The 18075-nt window shown below is 69.1% G+C and carries 17 protein-coding genes; 1 reads left to right on the top strand and 16 read right to left on the bottom strand.

Annotated elements, in window-relative coordinates; translation table 11 throughout:
• Nucleotides 1-47: 47 nt before the first annotated feature.
• A complete protein-coding gene (locus JD276_RS08560; protein ID WP_200115222.1) occupies nucleotides 48-1124 on the bottom strand; it encodes a TerC family protein in 1077 nt (358 codons plus the stop codon).
• 280 nt (nucleotides 1125-1404) lie between these two features.
• Between JD276_RS08560 and JD276_RS08555 the strand changes: the two genes are divergently transcribed.
• Nucleotides 1405-2181, top strand: a complete 777-nt coding sequence (locus JD276_RS08555; protein ID WP_233615479.1) for a TIGR00645 family protein — start codon at nucleotides 1405-1407, stop codon at nucleotides 2179-2181.
• A gap of 198 nt (nucleotides 2182-2379) precedes the next feature.
• On the opposite strand, the gene JD276_RS08550 is transcribed toward JD276_RS08555, so the two are convergent.
• The 15 genes from JD276_RS08550 to JD276_RS08480 form a co-directional block, all read right to left on the bottom strand.
• Nucleotides 2380-3102 carry a sulfite exporter TauE/SafE family protein gene (locus tag JD276_RS08550; RefSeq protein ID WP_200115221.1) on the bottom strand — a complete coding sequence of 241 codons (723 nt, stop codon included), beginning with the start codon at nucleotides 3100-3102 and terminating at the stop codon, nucleotides 2380-2382.
• Nucleotides 3102-4394, bottom strand: coding sequence for a chromate transporter (locus JD276_RS08545; RefSeq protein WP_200115220.1), 1293 nt, complete (start codon nucleotides 4392-4394; stop codon nucleotides 3102-3104). The genes JD276_RS08550 and JD276_RS08545 overlap by 1 nt, the downstream gene beginning before the upstream one ends.
• Nucleotides 4395-4450: 56 nt before the next feature.
• A complete protein-coding gene (locus JD276_RS08540; RefSeq protein WP_200115219.1) occupies nucleotides 4451-4777 on the bottom strand; it encodes an EthD family reductase in 327 nt (108 codons plus the stop codon).
• Nucleotides 4778-4956: 179 nt separating this feature from the next.
• Nucleotides 4957-5751 carry a GntR family transcriptional regulator gene (locus JD276_RS08535; protein ID WP_200115218.1) on the bottom strand — a complete coding sequence of 265 codons (795 nt, stop codon included), beginning with the start codon at nucleotides 5749-5751 and terminating at the stop codon, nucleotides 4957-4959.
• Between the two features lie 135 nt (nucleotides 5752-5886).
• Nucleotides 5887-6972, bottom strand: coding sequence for an ABC transporter substrate-binding protein (locus JD276_RS08530; protein ID WP_200115217.1), 1086 nt, complete (start codon nucleotides 6970-6972; stop codon nucleotides 5887-5889).
• A 59-nt stretch (nucleotides 6973-7031) separates the two neighbouring features.
• Nucleotides 7032-7859: an SDR family NAD(P)-dependent oxidoreductase gene (locus JD276_RS08525; RefSeq protein WP_200115216.1), complete on the bottom strand. Its 828-nt coding sequence runs from the start codon at nucleotides 7857-7859 to the stop codon at nucleotides 7032-7034.
• 10 nt (nucleotides 7860-7869) lie between these two features.
• A complete protein-coding gene (locus JD276_RS08520; protein WP_200115215.1) occupies nucleotides 7870-9342 on the bottom strand; it encodes a pyruvate carboxylase subunit B in 1473 nt (490 codons plus the stop codon).
• Nucleotides 9342-10733, bottom strand: a complete 1392-nt coding sequence (locus tag JD276_RS08515; RefSeq protein WP_307866504.1) for an acetyl-CoA carboxylase biotin carboxylase subunit — start codon at nucleotides 10731-10733, stop codon at nucleotides 9342-9344. Before JD276_RS08515 ends, JD276_RS08520 begins: the two co-directional genes overlap by 1 nt.
• 8 nt (nucleotides 10734-10741) lie before the next feature.
• Nucleotides 10742-11296: an acetyl-CoA carboxylase biotin carboxyl carrier protein gene (locus tag JD276_RS08510; protein WP_200115214.1), complete on the bottom strand. Its 555-nt coding sequence runs from the start codon at nucleotides 11294-11296 to the stop codon at nucleotides 10742-10744.
• Between the two features lie 52 nt (nucleotides 11297-11348).
• Entirely contained in the window at nucleotides 11349-13409 is a 2061-nt protein-coding gene (locus tag JD276_RS08505) for an acetate--CoA ligase family protein (protein WP_200115213.1), read from the bottom strand.
• A gap of 33 nt (nucleotides 13410-13442) precedes the next feature.
• A complete protein-coding gene (locus JD276_RS08500; protein ID WP_200115212.1) occupies nucleotides 13443-14582 on the bottom strand; it encodes an acetyl-CoA acetyltransferase in 1140 nt (379 codons plus the stop codon).
• On the bottom strand, nucleotides 14579-14962 hold the full coding sequence (locus JD276_RS08495) for a Zn-ribbon domain-containing OB-fold protein (RefSeq protein WP_200115211.1): 384 nt from the start codon (nucleotides 14960-14962) through the stop codon (nucleotides 14579-14581). Before JD276_RS08495 ends, JD276_RS08500 begins: the two co-directional genes overlap by 4 nt.
• A complete protein-coding gene (locus JD276_RS08490) occupies nucleotides 14962-15792 on the bottom strand; it encodes an ABC transporter permease (RefSeq protein ID WP_200115210.1) in 831 nt (276 codons plus the stop codon). Before JD276_RS08490 ends, JD276_RS08495 begins: the two co-directional genes overlap by 1 nt.
• A gap of 77 nt (nucleotides 15793-15869) precedes the next feature.
• A complete protein-coding gene (locus JD276_RS08485) occupies nucleotides 15870-16955 on the bottom strand; it encodes an ABC transporter substrate-binding protein (RefSeq protein WP_200115209.1) in 1086 nt (361 codons plus the stop codon).
• A gap of 31 nt (nucleotides 16956-16986) precedes the next feature.
• Nucleotides 16987-18051 (bottom strand): ABC transporter substrate-binding protein, encoded by a 1065-nt coding sequence (locus tag JD276_RS08480; protein WP_200115208.1) that lies wholly within the window; start codon nucleotides 18049-18051, stop codon nucleotides 16987-16989.
• Nucleotides 18052-18075: the final 24 nt, after the last annotated feature.

Here is an 18075-nt window from a genome sequence, read left to right as displayed (position 1 = left end):
CCCTTCTGCTCTGGCCCCTGCCTCGCGGCGCTGGTCGCGCCGCCGCCTCAGTCCTTCGGCGTGTGGCGCCCTAAGCCGCCGGGCTCCTCGGACGGGGCTCCGCCCTCCTCGCGCTTGCTCTCGTACGCGCCGAGGTGCAGCCGCTCGCCGTGCGCCTTGGCCTCGCGGCGCACCTTGACGACGCTCGCGATCGTCGCGACCGCCATCGAGAGCACGATGACCCCGAGCGAGAACCAGGTGCTGATCTCGGGCACCGGCACGTGCTCACCGCCGTTGATGAACGGCAGCTCGTTCTCGTGCAGGGCGTGGAAGATCAGCTTCACGCCGATGAACGCCAGGATGAACGCGATGCCGTACTTGAGGTACTCGAGGCGCTCGAGCAGTCCGCCGAGCAGGAAGTAGAGCTGACGCAGCCCCATGAGCGCGAACACGTTCGCGGTGAAGACGATGAACGGGCTCTGCGTGATGCCGAAGATCGCGGGGATCGAGTCGAGCGCGAACAGCAGGTCGGTCGCGCCGAGCGAGATGAGCACGAGCAGGAACGGGGTGAACATGCGCTTGCCGTCGACCGTCGTGCGCAGCTTGCCGCCGTCGTAATCATCGCTGAACGGCATGACCTTCTTCGCGAGTCGCACCGCGAGCCCGTCGCCCTGCTCCTCGTGCCCGCCGGGCTTCACCTGCTGCCACGCGGTCCAGATGAGCCAGGCGCCGAAGAGGAAGAAGATGGCGATGAAGCGCTCGATGATCGCCGCACCCGCGAGGATGAAGAGACCGCGGAAGACGAGCGCGAGGATGATCCCGATCATGAGGGCTCGCTGCTGGTAGGCCGTGGGCACCTTGAAGCTGCCGAGGATCAGGACGAAGACGAAGAGGTTGTCGATCGAGAGACTGTACTCCGTGAGCCAGCCGGCGAGGAACTCGCTGCCGTGCTGCGCGTCCCCCAGCAAGAACATGCAGCCCGCGAAGATCAGCGCGAGCAGCACGTAGAAGCCCACCCACAGGCTCGCCTCCCGCATCGACGGCACGTGCGGGCGCTTGATGATGAGCAGCAGATCGACGAGCAGGATCCCGACCAGAACGATCATGGATCCGATTTCGAACCAGAGCGGCAGAACAGCGTTCACTCAGGTGTCCCTTCGGTATGGCGCAGTGGATATGCGAACGACCGAAGGTCTCTTCCCGACCCGGCGCTTCGCCGCGGGCCGCGCCTGCACCGGCCGGGCCACGGAGCCAGGCGTATTGACGATGCGGGCGGGAACGGAATACTCCCCTTCGCTCGGGTAAGCATACTCGATCTTCCCCGTTTCTTCGGCATCCCGCCAGGGTCGACGCGGCATCGCGGCCCCGACGCAGACGGCACCACTAACATGAAGAACGTTTTCCGACCCATCGAGGAGCCCTTCGTTGAATCAGACGTCCGCCGCTTCACCCCACCGCCGCTCCGGACAGGGCCCCGGCCCCGCCTCGCGCACCATGGCCGCATTCATCTTCGCGAGCCGCTGGCTGCAGGCGCCGCTCTACCTGGGCCTCATCATCGCGCAGGCCGTGTACGTGGTGCTGTTCTTCGTCGAGCTGTGGCACCTCGTCGAGAACGTGGTCTCCACGGGGCACATCAAGGAGACCGACGTGATGCTGAGCGTGCTCGCGCTCATCGACATCGTGATGATCGCCAACCTGCTGATCATGGTGATCATCGGCGGCTACGAGACCTTCGTGTCGAAGATCCGGGTCGAGGGGCACCACGACGAACCCGACTGGCTCTCCCACGTCAACGCGAACCTGCTCAAGGTGAAGCTGGCGATCTCGATCATCTCCATCTCCTCGATCCACCTGCTGAAGACGTTCATCGAGGTCGGGCGCATGGAGGGCGGCTACGTCTACGGCGCCAACGGCACGATCATCTACTCGTCGGAGGGCGTGATGTGGGAGGTCGGGATCCACCTCGCCTTCATCGTCTCCGCCCTCGCGCTCGCCTGGGTCGACCGCATGAGCCAGCACCACCCCGCCGTCCGGGGAACACGCGAGACGCCGGTGCCGTCGCTTCCCGACCTCGTCACCGGGGCGGAGTCGGGTGGCGCCACCGCCGCGCCGGCACCCGACTCCTACGTCACCGTCCGCCTCCCGGCGGGCACCGCGCTCCCCGAGGGCGCCGAGGTGGTCGCCGCCGAGCAGTCCCGCTAGCGCGACTGCAGCTCGGGCTTCCCGTTTCCGATCAGGCTCGGTACGCTGCACCGAGCAGGAAAGATCGTCGCGAGAGGCGGGTTTTCACTGCAGGTGGAGCGGATTGCAGTGAGAATTCGCCTCTCGACAGGGTTCGCGGATCTAGATTCCGCCTGCGCCGAGTTGAAGCCGGGGCGCTCTGTACCTGACGTGTCGCACTCACTCGAGGAACGCCAGCGCTCCGCGCACGAGCACCGCGATCGTTCCGGCCCAGGCGATGCCGAGCATCCCGAGCCTGGACCATCTCGACGGCACGATTCTCGCGAGGAGCACCCCAAGCAGCGTGCCGAGGATCGAGAGGCCGATCAGCCAGCCGAGCTCCTCCGCCTCTATTCGCGGCAACCCCCGCCAGGCGACGGTGATCAGGTGGTAGACCAGGAAGACGACCTGCAACGAGGCGGCGAAGCTGCGCTGATCCCATCTGTCGTTGAGCCCGTATGCCACGAGCGGAGGGCCCGAGAGTCCGCTGGCGACGTGCAGGAATCCGCTCGCCGACCCGGCGAACAGCGCCCCGCGTGTGCCCGTGAGCATGCGCGCGACGCTCACCAGCCGCCCGCCCAGCAGCGAGAGGAGCCCCGCCGACCCCACGATGAGCAGCAGTGCCTGCGGGGGCGAGACGTGGACGACCCAGGCCGCCAGCGGCGAGGCCGCCACCCCCGCGGTCGCGAGCAGGAGGCTGCGCCGCCAGTCGACCTCCCCCAGCATGGTCGCCAGCATCACGATCGCGGCCACCGCCCCGGCGACGACGACGACCAGCACGCCGTCGACCGGTCCGTACAGCAGCACCATCAGGGGCGTCGCCACCAGCGCGAACCCCAGCCCGGTCAAGCGCTGGACGACCCCGGCGACGACCATCACGATGCATGCGACGACGAGCAGCATCAGAGCCCCGAGATCGCCTTCAACGCGGCGAAGGTGACGACGCCGAACACGAGGATCACCACGACGTCGGGCACTCGGGAGAAGCGATGGGCCAGGTAGGCGACCACCACGAGGACGAGGCTCGCCGCCAGCGTCGCTACGGGCATCGCGCCCGCCTCCCCCGCGATCTGGGCGCTCACCCGGAGCATCGAGAGAGCGGTCGTCATGAGCAGGCCACAGATCACCGGGAGGATGTAGAGGGCGATGTTCCGCACGAGACGCGAGTGCCCGAGGCTCCCGTAGCCCGCGAGCACGCCAGAGGCCGCGGCCCCGCACACGCCCACGGTGATGAGCAGCGCGGCAGTCGCCATCACGAGGCCGAGGGGCCCGCCTGCCAGGTACGCCACTCCGGCGGCGATCTTCACGAGGATCGGGCCCGGCAGCGCGTTGGCGATGGGCACCACCTGCCCGTAGAACTGCGTCGAGTCGACGGCGCCGGTGGCCACGAAGAAGCCGTCGGCCACGGCGACGTAAGCCTCGCCCCCGCCGAAGGAGGTCCCCGTCGAGGCGGCCACCGAGAGCATGAAGCCGAGCGACTGGCGGACCGGCGGCACCAGGAGCGCGAGCGCGGCGCCCAAGAGGAAGAGCGCGGTGAAGGCCGCGATCGCGATCAGCGCCCGCCTCCCGATGCCCGATCCGCCGCCGGTCTCGCCAGGAGGGGGCGGCACCCGGCGGCGCCTGCTCCGGATCCGCTGCCAGAGGGTGAGACCGGTGATGAGCGCGAGCGCGACGATGACGACCTGGACGACCGAGAGGGCGGGCAGGCCCGGGTCGACGGTCGCCCCGAGCAGATCGCCTGCGAAGCGCAGCGTCTCGTTGAGCCCCGTGAGCGCGAATGCGGCGAGAGCGATCGCCAGCGGCACGGGGCGGAGGCGACCGGAGGGGGCGAGCACCTTCAAGATGTAGTGCAGCAGCAGGTACACGATGAAGGCAGTGATGCCGACGGAGGAGTACTCGAACACCTCGACCACGCCCGGCCCGAGGAGCCTGGAGAGCGCGAGCAGGGCCACCGTGCCGACTGCCCCCGGCAGAGCGACGCAGAGCGCTCCCGCCACCGCCGACGCTCCGCCGTGCAGGCGCACCCCGGCGAGTCCGGCCAGCTTGACCGGGAGCGCCCCTGGCGTGATGTTCGCGATGACCGTGTCCTGGGTGAACTCGGGCTCGTTCAGCATCCGCCCGCCGACCAGCTCCCGCTCCATCACCGGTATGAGGGCGCTGCCGCCCCCGAAGCCGATGGCGCCGATCTTGAGCATGGATAGCGCGAACCGGGATCGACTCGTCGAGCCGGGTTGCGCGGCGCCCTCCCGCTTCACTGCACGAGCGGGATCTGCAGGGTTTCCTTCACCCAGGAGCGGATCGTCTTCGCTCCACTCGCGGCGGTGTGCTCGCGCGCGGCCTGCCACTCCGGGGAATTGTAGGCCGTCATCGCCGCTTCCATGTCGGCGAACTCGAGATAGTCCGTGCCTGCGATCGCCGGATCGCCGCCGCTCTCGTCGGTGTCGGCGAGGTTGATGGTGTAGCCGAGCAGCCCGGGCATGCGCTTGGCCATCGGCGCATGATCCTCGAGCCACCACCGATGCTGCTCTTCGAGCGATCGGTCGTTGCGGAACAGGATGATTGCTATCTTCACGGTCATCGTCGACTCCTAGTGCTCATGCGCCCGGCGCCGAGCGCTTCGACCGCTTCGCATCCGGGCACTCCTGAATGTATCTGAATCGTACCTAACATTCATATCCAATTGTACCCATGAAAATGTGAATAATAAAGCACGAATTGTGCACCCGAGGGCGCAGTGGATCGAGGTGGCGAGACGCGCTACTGCACGCCGCCGGTGTCGAACGTGTACGAGATCTCGGGCGGCAGCTCGGCCGCCACGTCCGCCGTGAGCTCGAAGGCGTCGGGGTGGATGTAGGTGACCGTGTACTCGAGGAAATCGCCGCGGGCCCCCTCGGTGAACCGCTCGAGCCGCGGCACGTAGAGCAGATCCTCGGCGCCGAGCATCGTGGCGATGTGCTCCGGCGGCTCCTGCATCGTCACCCTCAGCTGAGCCTCTCGCAGCTCCTGGCCGAGGCTCTCCTGCAGCACCTGGTAGACCGGGTGCTGCTCGATCTCCGCCAGTGTCACGCCCGCGCCGATCTCGCGCGGCATGTAGATCTCTGCGACGGCGAGCGGCGTGCCCTCCGACTCGTAGATCCGTCGCACGAGGAGGAAGCTGGTGCTCTTGTCGCGGATCGCGGCGGGCACCGCCTCCAAGTCGTGGATCCAGGTGAACTCGCGCAACCGCACGGTGGGCCGGATGCCCGCGACCGTGAACGACTCGACGAAGGGGACGAGCTTGGTCGCGGACTGGATCGGGCGCGAGCCCGTGACGAAGGTGCCCTTGCCCTGCCTGCGGATGAGGAGCCCCTGATCCACTACCAGCTGCACGGCCCGCCGCACCGTGGTGCGGCTGAGGCCGTACGCCTCGATCAGCTCCTCCTCGGTGGGGAACCGATCGCCGGGGCTCGCCTGCTCCGCCTCGGAGATCAGGTGACGCGCGAGCTGCATGTAGACGGCCTCGTGGCTGTCGCGCTCGATCTCGGCAAGCCCCCCGTTGCGGTCACTGGCCACGCGGCACTCCCTCTCCGAATACGACTCAGCTGTCTGCCCACCCGAGTGAGGCCATTGTACCCAATGGTTTCTCGGCCCCCGAACCCGTTCTCCCGCCGGGACGACCGCTCGGGGAGGCGGTCGTCCCGGCGATCCTCAGCTCGACAGGTTGCAGGTGCCGTCGTCGAGGTAGTCGTGCAGAGGCGCGGAGTTGATCATCGAGAACACGTCGCTGTTCGAGAGCGACTGCTCGAACACGCCCGTGGTCTCGAGGACCTCGCTCGCATCGGAGAGCTGCGCCGCGAGCCCGCCGTCCGGGTCCACGATGGAGAACGGCGAATCCTCCTCAGCCTGCTCCTCGATGCTCGGGATGCGCAGCGTGTCCACCGTCTTGAGAGCGACCTCGGGCGAGATACCCAATTCGGTCTCCAATGTGCGCGCCGCGGCCTCTCGGTCGGTGAGACCCATCTCGATCGCCCGGGCGTGGCCGTCGATCATGCGGCAGGCCGCGCCGGGGTGCTCCTTCTCGAAGGCCGGGCGGATCGCGATGTTCGTCGGGCAGAGCCCGACCCCCTCCTGGTAGTCGGGGTCGAAGTTCACGATCTTGTTGCCCTCGGTCTCGAGCGCGAGGTTCCAGGGCCCCCAGATGAAGACCCCGTCGACCTCGTTGTTCGTCAGCGCTCCGCTCATGACGGTCGGATCGAGGTTCGAGATCACGACCTCATCGGTGGTGAGGCCGGCGGCGTCGATGGCGCTCACAGCCGAGATGTGGCCGCAGGTGGCGGTCGGCGCGCCGACCACCATGCCCGGCCGCAGATCCTCGTAGGAGGTGATCGGGCTGCCCTCCGGCACCACGAGCCCCTCCTGGCTCGAGGAGTCCAGGGGCGTCAGCACGTACTCGAGCTCGACGCCCTGGTTCACCGCGAAGAGCGTCGCGAGGCCGGTGTACACGGCATCGATGCTGCCGCTGTCGAGCGCCGCGATCAGCGGCGCTCCGCTCGTGAAGCTGATGTACTCGGCTTTCAGGCCCGCCGCCTCGAACAGTCCCTCGTCGCGCGCCAGGTAGCCGGGCCAGTAGTTCGAGACCGGGAGCCCGATCCGAATCGTGATCAGCTCCTCGGCGCCGTCGGCGCCACCGCCGTCCGCGGTGTCCGGGGACGACGAGCAGGCCATCAGCCCGGCGGCGCCCAGGACGACGGCGCCCAGGCCCGCGGCGATCCTTGCTCTTCTCGATCCATGCATGTGCATGCCTCCTCGTTGATGGTGATCGATGTGCCTGTCACCCCGGGATCGGGGCCTTCCTACGATTCGGCCCGGGCCATCCCGTCCGTCGAGGTCCATCCCCCGTCGACGACGATGTCCGCGCCGGTGATGAACGCCGAGGCGTCCGACACCAGGAACACCACCGGGCCGACGAAATCGGCCGGCTGAGCCCAGCGCTTCAGCAGCGAGCGCTCGGAGACCTGGTCGACCCACTCCTGCTTCGCGCGGACGTCGGCCGTGAGCGGCGTCGCGACGGGAGACGGGGCGATGGTGTTGAAGCGCACGCCCTCGGCGCCGAACTCGAGCGCGAGCGACTTCATCATGAGGATCAGCGCGGCCTTCGAGGCGGAGTACATGCCCGAGTGCGTCTCGACCACCTGCGCGCGCACCGACGACATGGCGACGATGCTGCCGTGACCGCGCTCCGCCATCTTCGCGGCGAAGCCCCGGGCGATCAGCAGGGTGTACTTGATGTTGAGGGCGAGCTGGAAGTCGATCTCCTCCTCGGTCTGGTCGATGAGCCGCTTGCGCACAAGCGCGGCGGGCATGATGACGACCGACTCGGCGTCGGAGTGCGCCTCGACGAGCGCCGCGATCGACGACGAGTCCATCATGTCGCACGCCTGCGCCTCGACGCTGCCGCCGGCGGCGCCGATCGCTTCGGCGGCCGACTCCGCGAGCTCGTCCGAGCGGTCGACGGCGACGATGTGCGCGCCGAAGGCGGCGAGGCCCACGGCGACGGTCTGCCCGATGCCGCCGGCGGCGCCGAGCACCACGACCTTGCGGCCGTCGAGGCGGAAGAGCCCGGCGAGCGCGCCGGCCGCCTCGTAATCGACCGGCATCCTCGGGGTGCTGCTGCTGTTCATCTGTCTCTCCTTAGTTCTCGTTGAAGCTGACGACCGTGCGCGCGCCGGGCCGCTCGAAGCGGAAGGATCGGATGCGCGGATCGCGGGCGACCGTGTCGAGCAGCACGCCGAGCGCGTTCCTGGGCGTCGCGCGGTACCCGTCCCAGTCCTTGCAGTTCCACTTCTCGAGGTCGGTCTTCGAATAGAAGATGGCGAGCGCGAGCGCCTCGTCACTCTCGAACGGCCCGTTCTCGGCCGCGAAGCGCTCGACCATCGGCTCGAGCACCTCGCCCGGTCGCCGGGTGATGGGCTCGGCATCGCCGATGACCCGGTCGAGCACGTCGGGATCGACCGGCCCGGGCGTCGCGCCGTAGTAGCCGAGCAGGTAGCTGCGCACCTCGTCGGGCACCATCGCATAGCGGTCGCCGGTCACCACGTTGAGCACGGCCTGGATGCCGACGTACTGCGCCATCGGGCTGACGAGCAGCGGGTAGCCGAGGTCGAGGCGGACGCGGCTCACCTCGTCGAGCACCTCGGGGAGCCGATCCGCCATCCCCTGCTCGGTCAGCTGCCGCTGCAGGTTGGCGAGCATCCCGCCGGGCACCTGGTGCACCAGCATCGCCGGGTCGTCGGGCACCTCGTGGCTCGTCGGCATTCCGCGGCGACGGGCGAGGCCGGTGAAGTAGGCCTCCATCTCCCGCACCGCCTCGCGATCGATGTCGACGGTGAAGCCCCGCTCCTCGAGGTTGTCGATGAGGAACTCGTGGGAGGGGTGGGAGGTGCCCCAGGCGAACGGCGGCACAGCCCCGTGGAAGACATCCGGGGTCAGATCACCGAGATCCATCGCGGCACGGTGCACATCGGGCCCGGTGCCGGTCGAGGTGTGACAGTGCAGCTGCAGCGCCTGCCCGTTCAGCACCTCGCGGAACTTCCTGATGAGCGACTGCGCGCGCTCGGGCACGAGCAGCCCGGAGGGGTCCTTCAGCGAGACCGCGTCGACGCCCATCGCAACGAGCTCCTTCGCCTTCTCCACGAAGTGCTCGTCGGTGTGGTACGGGCTGATCGTGTAGGTGACCGAGCCGATCGTGTACATGCCCAGGTTCTTCGCCGCTCGGCAGGAGAACTCGAGGTTGCGCATGTCGTTGAGCGGGTCGAAGAGCATCACCGAATCGATGCCCGCCTTGCCGAACACCCGCAAGGCGAGCTCTGCGACGTCGTCGGGGTACTGCGTCCACCGGAAGACGCTCTGACCCCGGGTGTTGAAGTTCAGCCGCGAGTCCGGCATCAGCTCGCGCAGGATCCGGATGCGGTCGAACGGGTTCTCCCTCAGGTAGATGATGCTCGTATCGATCGCGGCGCCCCCGGTGACGTCGATGATGTCGAAGCCCGCGCGGCCCATGGTCTCGGCGATCGGGACGATCTCATCAGTGGCGAGCCGGGTCGCCCAGAGGCACTGCGCCCCGTCGCGGATGGAGATGTCTTCGAGCTTGATCTTGCGCGACATCACAGGTCTCCTCTCGCCTCGCCCTGCGGAGTCGCCGACTCCAGAACCTGCAGGATCGAGGGCATCTGCTCCTCCAGCCACTTGGTGTGGAAGAGGTTCGCTTCGTAGTTCGCATGCTCGAGCACGCCGAGCAGGAACGGGATGTTGGTGGTCACTCCGTCGATGTGAGTCTCGGAGAGGGCGCGGATCGCGCGCCGGCGCGCGGCGTCCCGGTCGCGGTCGTGCACGATGATCTTCGCGATCATGGAGTCGTAGTAGGGCGAGATCATCGCCCCCACCGTGCAGTGCGTGTCGACGCGCACGCCCGGGCCGCCAGGAAGCTGCAGGCCGGTGATCCTGCCCGGCGACGGCATCATGCCGTTGCGCGCGTCCTCGGCGTTGATGCGGAGCTCGATCGCCACGCCGCGCAGCAGCACGTCGCTCTGCGCGAAGCTCAGACGGTGCTCCGGGTCGGCGACCCACAGTTGCTCGCGCACGAGGTCGATGTCCGAGACCATCTCGCTGACCGGGTGCTCGACCTGGATGCGCGTGTTCATCTCGATGAAGTGGTGGGTGCCGCGGTTCAGGTCGACGACGAACTCCACGGTGCCCGCGCCGACGTAGCCGATCGACCCGACGAGGCGCACCGCGTCCTCCTCGATGCGCGCCCTCAGCTCCGGGCTGATGGCCGTCGCCGGGCCCTCCTCGACGATCTTCTGGTATCTGCGCTGCACGCTGCAGTCGCGCGTCCCGACGTGGACGACGTCGCCGCCGTGGTCGCCGACGACCTGCACCTCGATGTGCCGGATGCGCTCGAGGTAGCACTCGCCGAAGATGACGTCGGAGCCGAAGGCGGCGAGTGCCTCGCGCTGGGCATCCTCGAGGTTGCCCCGCACCTCGTCCGCGTCCCGGATGATGCGCATGCCGCGACCGCCTCCGCCCGCTGCGGCCTTGACGAGGATCGGATACCCCTGCCGCTCGCCGAGCTCCAGCAGATCCTCGACCGATGCCGCGCGGTCTCCCGTGCCCTCGACCACGGGAACCCCGGCCTCGACCGCGATGCGGCGAGCGTTCACCTTGTCGCCGAGCCGGTCGATGATCTCGGCGGAGGGGCCGACGAAGGTGACTCCGCTGTCGGCGCAGAGCCGGGCGAGGTGCGCGCTCTCCGCAAGGAAGCCGTAGCCGGGATGGATGGCGTCGGCTCCCACCGCGAGCGCTACCTGCACGAGGGTCTCGGCGCGGAGGTAGCTCTCGCCCGGTCGCGGGCCCCCGATGCGCACCGCACGATCCGCCATCGCGACGTGCCGGGCGTCCGCGTCGGCCTCGGAGTACACCGCGACCGTCTCGAGCCCGAGCTCCTGGCAGGCTCGGAGGATGCGGACCGCGATCTCGCCGCGGTTCGCCACCAGCACTCGCGAGATCACTGGTCACCCGCTTCGTCGGGCTCGATGACGAACAGCGGCGCGCCGTTCTCGACCAGCTGCTCGTTCTCGGCGCACACCTGCCTGACCGTGCCGCTGACGGGCGACGAGAGGCGGTTCATCAGCTTCATCACCTCGATGATGGCGAGGTCATCGCCCGCCTCCACCCGCTGCCCCTCGGCGGCGAAGGGCGGGGCGTCGGGCGAGGGCTGCCGGTAGAACACGCCCGTCATGGGCGAGCGGACGGTGTGGCCGCTCTCGATGGCGGGCGCCGCAGCAGCCGGCGCGGCAGCGGGCTCAGGGGCGGGCTCGGGCTCCCGGGCGGCAGGCGCGGCGGTGGGAGCAGGATCGGTCGCCGGCGCCGGCGCCGCGACCGGGGCCGCCGGGGCGGCAGCGGCGGGAGCTGGGACCGCGGCCGCCGCATTCTCGTCGCCCTTGGCGACCTTGAGCTTGAGATCTCCCACCCGTATCTCGAAGGTCCCCGAGCGCGGCGAGGCGTCGAGCAGCCTCAGGATGTTATCCAGCTCCTGGAAAGACAGCACCTGCTTCTCCATGATGTTCCTTACCTTCTCTGTTGTTCCCGTTGCGTGATGCCGGATGCGGCGATCAGCCCTGCTGAATGGCGAGCGCGTCGACGGCCGTGACCGTGTCGCCCCTGACGATGACCGGGTTCACCTCGATCTCCTCGAGGTCTGCGCTCGCCTCCGCGGCGATGCTCTGCAGCACCCCGGCGATGTCGGCCACGGCGCCGAGAGCGGTCTCGCCGAGCCGAGCCTCGCTCACCACGGCGAGCCTGCCGAGCGCCTCGAGCACCTCCTCTTTCGAGATCGGGGTGGGCACGAGCACCCGGTCGCCCATCTCCTCGACGCCGGAGCCGCCGCGGCCGAGCAGCAGGAAGCCGCCGAGCGAGCGATCCCTCAGGTAACCGATGATGAGCTCGGTGCCCCGCTCGGCCATGCCCTGCACGAGCATGCCGCGCATCTCGTCCTCGGGCCTCCCGGTCGCGAGCGCCGCCAGGTGATCGGCCGCCTCGCGCACCGCACGAGTGCTCTGCACGCCGAGTCGGATGGCGTCGACCGCCGCCTTGTGCGGCACGTCGGGCGACTGCAGCTTCACCACCACGGGGAACCCGATCTCCTCGGCCGCCCGGGCGGCCTCGTCGGCGTTCTGCACGAGGCGCTGCTCGGGCACGGCCACGCCGCGCGAGCGCAGCTCCTCGAGCACGTCGAACTCGACCGTGCGCGCCCAGTCGCGGCCCCGCTCGGCCGCGGGCTGCGGCGCGGCGGCCCCGGCAACCGCCGCGCCGGCGAAGCGGGTGTAGCGATCCATCGCCTTCAGCGCGCGCTCGGGGCTCTTGAACACGGGGATGCCGGCCTCGGCGAGCAGCTCGAAGGCCGCGCCGTTGAGCTCGTCGCGCGCCGACCAGGAGACGACGATGGGCACCGAGAGCCTGGTGGCGGCGTCGACGATGGCCCGGGCCACCCGCTCTCCGACCGCGCTGTGCACCGACGCGACGCAGGCGAGAATCTGATCGACCGCCTCGTGCTCGGCGAGCACGCCCACGACCCGTTCGAAGAGCTCGGGGTCGTTGAAGATCTGCGCCGTGACGTCGACCGGATTGACCGAGGTCGCGAAGCCGGGCAGCTCGGCCGCGATCCGTTCGACCGCGGCTGCCGGGAACTCGGCGAGCTCGAGCGTCTCCATGCGCTCGAGGGTGTCGGCCGCGACCACGCCCGCGCCGCCCGAGACCGAGATGACACCGACGCGGCCACCGGCCGGGCGCCGCGAGCTCTGCGCCATCTTGAGCACGTCGATCATGTCGGCCGAGTCGTCGACCTCGATGATCCCGTAGCGCTCGAACACGGCGCGGTAGCGCTCCATGTCGCCCGCCATGCGCCCGGTGTGCGAGACGACCGCGCTGGCGCTCGCGCTCGACTGGCCGGCCTTCCACACGACGAGGGGCTTGCCCGCCTCGAGCGCGCGGCCCGCGACGCGGGGGAACTCGCCCGAGTCCCCGAGGCCCTCGATGTAGGTCACCAGCACCCGCACCGCTGGGTCGTCGACCCAGGCGTCGAGCACGGTCTCGATGTCGACGTCCATGGCGTTGCCGGTGTGCACGAAGTGGGCGAACTGCACGCCCTGTTCATCGGCGACGGTGAGCAGGGATCCCCCCACGCCGCCGGACTGCGTGACGAACCCGACGGGGCCGGGTTGGAAGTCGTAGTCGAAGAAGGCCCCGAAGCCGGCGTACACCCGGTTGGCCGCGCTGATGAAGCCCACGCAGTTGGGGCCGACCACGCGCACCCCCGAGGCGACCGCGGTCTGCCGCAGTTCTTCCTGGAACCGCACTCCGTCGCCGCCCGCGTCGGCGAAGCCCGAGCTCAGCACGAGCGCGTAGGGGATCCCCCTGCGGCCGCAGGCCTCGACCACCCCGGGCACGACCGCGGCGGGCACCGCGATGATCGCGAGGTCGATGCCGTCCGGCGCCTCATCGATTGACGGATAGCACCGCAGCCCCTGCACCTCGTCGCGGTTGGGGTTCACGGGGTAGATATCGCCGGCGTAGCCGTGGCTCACGAGCTGCGAGATGGGTTTCCCGCCGATGGCGGCCGGATTCGCCGAGGCGCCGACGACCGCGATGCTCCGGGGGTTGAAGAGCTGTTCCATCTGTCTGGTGACTCCTTGTGTCTGGTGAACGCTCTAGCCCGCGGGGGCTTCGAGCACGAGGGTGGCGTGCGTGGACATCGTTCCGCCGATGCCGTGCGCGACTGCGGTCCGGGCCGAGACCTGCCGGTCGCCCGCCTCGCCGCGCAGTTGCGTCATGGCCTCGATGACGGTGTAGATGCCGAACATGCCGGGATGGGTGAAGGCGAGTCCGCCGCCGGAGGTGTTCAGGGGCAGCTTGCCTCCGGGTCGCGTGTGACCCGCCTCGATGAACGGGCCGCCCTCGCCCTTGGCGCAGAAGCCGAGATCCTCGAGGATCATGAGGGGGTTGATGCTGAACGCGTCGTAGATCTGGACGACGTCGATGTCTTCGGGCCCGATGCCCGCCTGCTCGAACGCCGCGCGACCGGAGAGCACCGCGCCGCAGCTGACGAGGTCGGGCATCGCGCTGACGGTCAGGTGCTCCGAGGCTTCGGCGAGACCTCGGACCCTCACCCCTCGCAGGCCGCGGGCGGCCGCGCGCTCAGCCGACATCACGACGATCGCGCCGCCGCCGTCGGTGATCAGGCAGCAGTCCAGCTTGTGGAAGGGCGTCGAGATGAGCGCCGAGGCGACCACGTCGTCCACGGTGATGCGGTCGCGCAGCTGGGCGGCCGGGTTGAGCGCGGCCCACTCGCGCGCGGCCACCGCGACCGAGCTGAGCTGCTCCCGCGTGGTGCCGTACTCGTGCATGTGCCGCGCCGCCATGAGCGCGTACGAGGCGATCGGGAACAGGGCGCCGGCGCCGGCCTCGAAGGGCGGCACGTGCGCGACCGCGGGCCGCGTGCCCGTGTCCTTGAGCGCGGTCCGCTGGGTGCTCCCGTAGACGACCAGCGCGACGTCGATGGCCCCGGACCGGATCGCCGCCGCCGCGTGGGCGATGTGCGAGAGGTTGGAGGATCCGCCGTGCGCCGTCGAGTCGAGATACCGGGGCGTGATGCCCAGGTGCTCGGCGAGCGCGAGCGACGGCAGCGAGGCCTGAGCCGTCGCGGTGAACACTCCGTCGACCTCTCGGGCGGCGACTCCCGCGTCGCGCATCGCGAGGATCGCAGCCTCCGCCATGATGTCGAGGGGGTCGCGGTGATGGGGCGCCCGGGTCTCGGCCAGGCCGTACCCCGCGAGCACGATATCGGTCATCGCGATCCTCCTCTTCGCAGCACCGGCACGCGGCTTCCCAACTCGGTCTCCGCCTCGGCGACGTCGAGCACCACGGCGTCGCCGATCCGCGCCTCCGCGGCGTCGGACCCGACCACCTCCGCGAAGAGCCGGCCGCCCCCGTCGACGCACTCGAGCTCGGCGAGGGCCACCGTCCTGCCGTTCGGCATGCGGGTGAGACTGTAGATCGTGCCGGTCGCTCCCGTCGCGTCGTGCCAGCCGAGCCGTTCGGCCCCGCAGGCCGGGCAGAGGGCCCGCGGCGGCAGGAAGCGCACGCCGCACTCCTCGCACCGCGGCACCGATGGGGTGCCGTCGGAGATGAGGGCGAAGTACTCGCGCACCTGCTGGGTGACGTTGTGCATCAGCCGCGCCCCCGCCAGTGGATGAGCCGGCTCTCGATGAAGTTGATCAACAGGTTCAGCCCGAGCCCGATGACACCGATGAGGATGATGCCGATGAAGACGATCGGGATCTGGAAGAGCAGCGCCGCCTGGTTGATCATGTAGCCGAGACCGACCTGCGCACCCACGAGCTCGGCGGCCACCACGACCGCCCACGAGAGCGCGAGGGCGACCTTCAGGCCGGCGAAGATGTTCGGCAGGGCCGCCGGCAGGATCACCCTGAAGAACTCGACCCGCTTCGGGATGCCGAGGGTAGCGGCGGCACGGCGATAGGCGACCGGTACCCCCGCAGCGCCGGCCTGGGCGTTGACCACCGCGTAGTTGAACGAGGTGAGCGCGATGAGCACGACCTTGCCCGTCTCGCCCAGGCCGAAGTAGAGCACGACCATCGGGATGAAGGCGATGGGAGGGATCGGCCGGAGGAACGCCATGATCGGCGAGATGGCCGCCGAGACCACCGCGCTGGAGCCGGCGGCCAGGCCGACGATGATCCCGATGAACGAGCCGATGACGAAGCCCGAGAGCGTGCGGCCGAGACTCGCGCCGATGTGCTCCCAGAGCGACTTGCCCTGGTAGCCGTCTGAGAGCAGCACGCCGAACTGCGCGACGAGCTCCTGCGGCTTCGGCAGGTACTTCGGCCCGACCAACCCGGTATTGGTCACTGCGAACCAGACCACCAGGATCACCACGATGGTGCCGATCGAGATCGGGAGCAGGCGCCTCGATCTGCGCTTCTTCTGTCCGCCCGACGACGCCCTGGGGCGGGTGCGGATGGGGGCTGTTATTGCCATGGTTCGTCTTCTCCGTTCGATTGCCGGCGACGATGGGCGGGTCTGCGGTGCCCGCCGCCGGCTGATCTCAGTGCTGTCTATTCGCCCGCGAAGACCGCTTCGAGAGCAGTCGGGTCGACGGCGTTCTTGAGGGTCTCCGCTGAGAGCGGCTCCGCGATCACGCCGAGGTCTACGAAGGCGTCCGCCGCCTGGTCGAATTGGCGGACGATCCCCTCCGTTCCGACGAAGCTGTGCGCACTGCCCGCGGTGGCGAGATCCTCGAGCGTGGGCTGCGATTCGATCGTGCGCTCGACGACCTCGAGGGCGGTCTCCTCCGAGCCACCCATACGGTCGAGCAGCGCGGTGACGCCGATCTGGGGATCCTCGCGAAGATCAGCCCAGGCCCGCTCAAGAGCGCGCACGATCTTCACCGCCGCATCCGGGTGCTCGTCGAGGAACTCGCTGCGGCCGTAGTGGGTCTGCGGGCAGCTCGCGCCGCCGGGCACCCAGTCCGTGTCCCACCCGATGATCGTCGCGCCGCTGTCGCGCTGCAGGTCGAGGATGTACGGCGACCACGAGAAGCCCGCATCGACCGACCCGCTCTCGAACGAGTTGGCGAACAGGTTCGGCGCGAGGTCGACCACATTGATGTCGGAATACTCGAGGCCGGCCTTCTTCGCCGCGAACAGAGCAGATATCTGCGCGCAGGTCCCGGTAGCGACACCCACCGGCGCGCCGTTCGCCAGGTCATCGATCGACTGGATCGACCCGCCCGCGCGGGCGACGAGCCCCTCCGTGATGTCCGTGCCCCCCTCGAAGCCGAAGATCCGGATGTCGATGCCCTGCCCCAGTGCGAACACCGAGGCCAGGCCGCTCGTCGCGATGTCGAGGCTGTCGCTCTGCAGGCCTGCGAGGAGTGGGGCGCCCGATTGGAAGGTCTGGAAGTTCGGAGCCAGGCCCTCGTCTTCGAAGTACCCCTGGTCCTCCGCCACGTACAGGGCGACGTAGGCCGAGGTCGGCACGCCCCACTCGAACTCGATCGGGGTCTCCGCACCCGATCCTTCGCCGTCGGATCCGCTCTCGGCACCGGTGCCGCCGGAGGAGCAGGCGCTGATCCCGCTGAGGGTGAGCCCGGCGATGGCGACGGCACCGATCACGCGCACGGCTTTCGATGTGAACATCATTCTCCTTCACTATCGTCTTGCTGGGACCGGGTTACTCGCCGTTGACCACCGCTTCGATCGCGCTCGAGTCGACGGCGGACTGGAGCCGTTCGAGGGGAATCGGGGCCTCGATCACGTCAAGAGCCGCAAAGGCGTCGGACGCGACCTCCAGCTGGGCCACCAGACCCTCGTCGCCGACGAAGGCGAAGCGGTTGGAAGGGTCGAGCAGGTCGGCGAGCTCGGGCTGCGCATCGACGTAGCGGTCCACGACGTCGACCGCGGTCTCCCGGGAGACGCTCAGGCGCTCCACGAGCGCATCGACGGCGATGCTCCGGTCTGCTCGGATGTCGGCCCAGGCGCGATCGAGCGCCCGCAGCATCTTCTCCGGCACCTCCGGGTGCTCGTCGAGGAAATCGCCCCGCCCGAACTGAGTCTCGGGGCAGCTGCCACCTCCGGGGACCCACTCGGCGTCCCAGCCGATGATCTCGCTGCCCGCGTCCTCGAGATCGACGATGAACGGCGACCATGAGAAGCCGGCTTCGATCGAGTTGCTCTCGAAGGAGTTGGCGTAGAGGTTCGGCACGACGTCGACCACGTTCATATCGTTGAACTCCGCTCCGATCGATTCTGCGGCGTAATACGCCGAGACCATCGCGCAGGTACCGGTCGGCACGCCGACGGGGCTGCCGTTCGCGAGATCTTCGAGGCTCTGGATCGAGCTGCCCTCGCGCGCGACGAGACCGGAGGCCGCGGAGGCGTCGCCCTCGAGGCCGAAGTACCGGATGTCGATGTCCTTGCCGAGCGCGAAGACGGTGGCGAGGCCGACGGTGCCCACGTCGAGACTGTCGCTCTCGAAGGCGGCGAGCATCGGGGCGCCCGACTGGAACACCTGGATGTTGGGGTCGAGGCCCTCGTCGGCGAAGTAGCCCTTGTCGAGCGCGATGTACGTGGCCAGATACGACCCGGTCGCCATGCCCCACTCGAACTTGATCGGGGCGTCCGTCGAGCCGCTGCCGCCCGAATCGCCCCCGGCGGAGGCGCCCCCGCTGCATGCGCTCACGCCCAAGGCGAGACCGACTGCGGCGAGTGCACCGATGATCCGTGTCTTCTTCGACATGAACGCTTCTCCTTGCTTTCACTG

Source organism: Leucobacter chromiisoli (assembly GCF_016522505.1).
Lineage (GTDB): Bacteria > Actinomycetota > Actinomycetes > Actinomycetales > Microbacteriaceae > Leucobacter > Leucobacter chromiisoli.
Note: the sequence above shows the minus strand (reverse complement) of the source record. Positions and strands in the feature narration are given on the sequence as shown.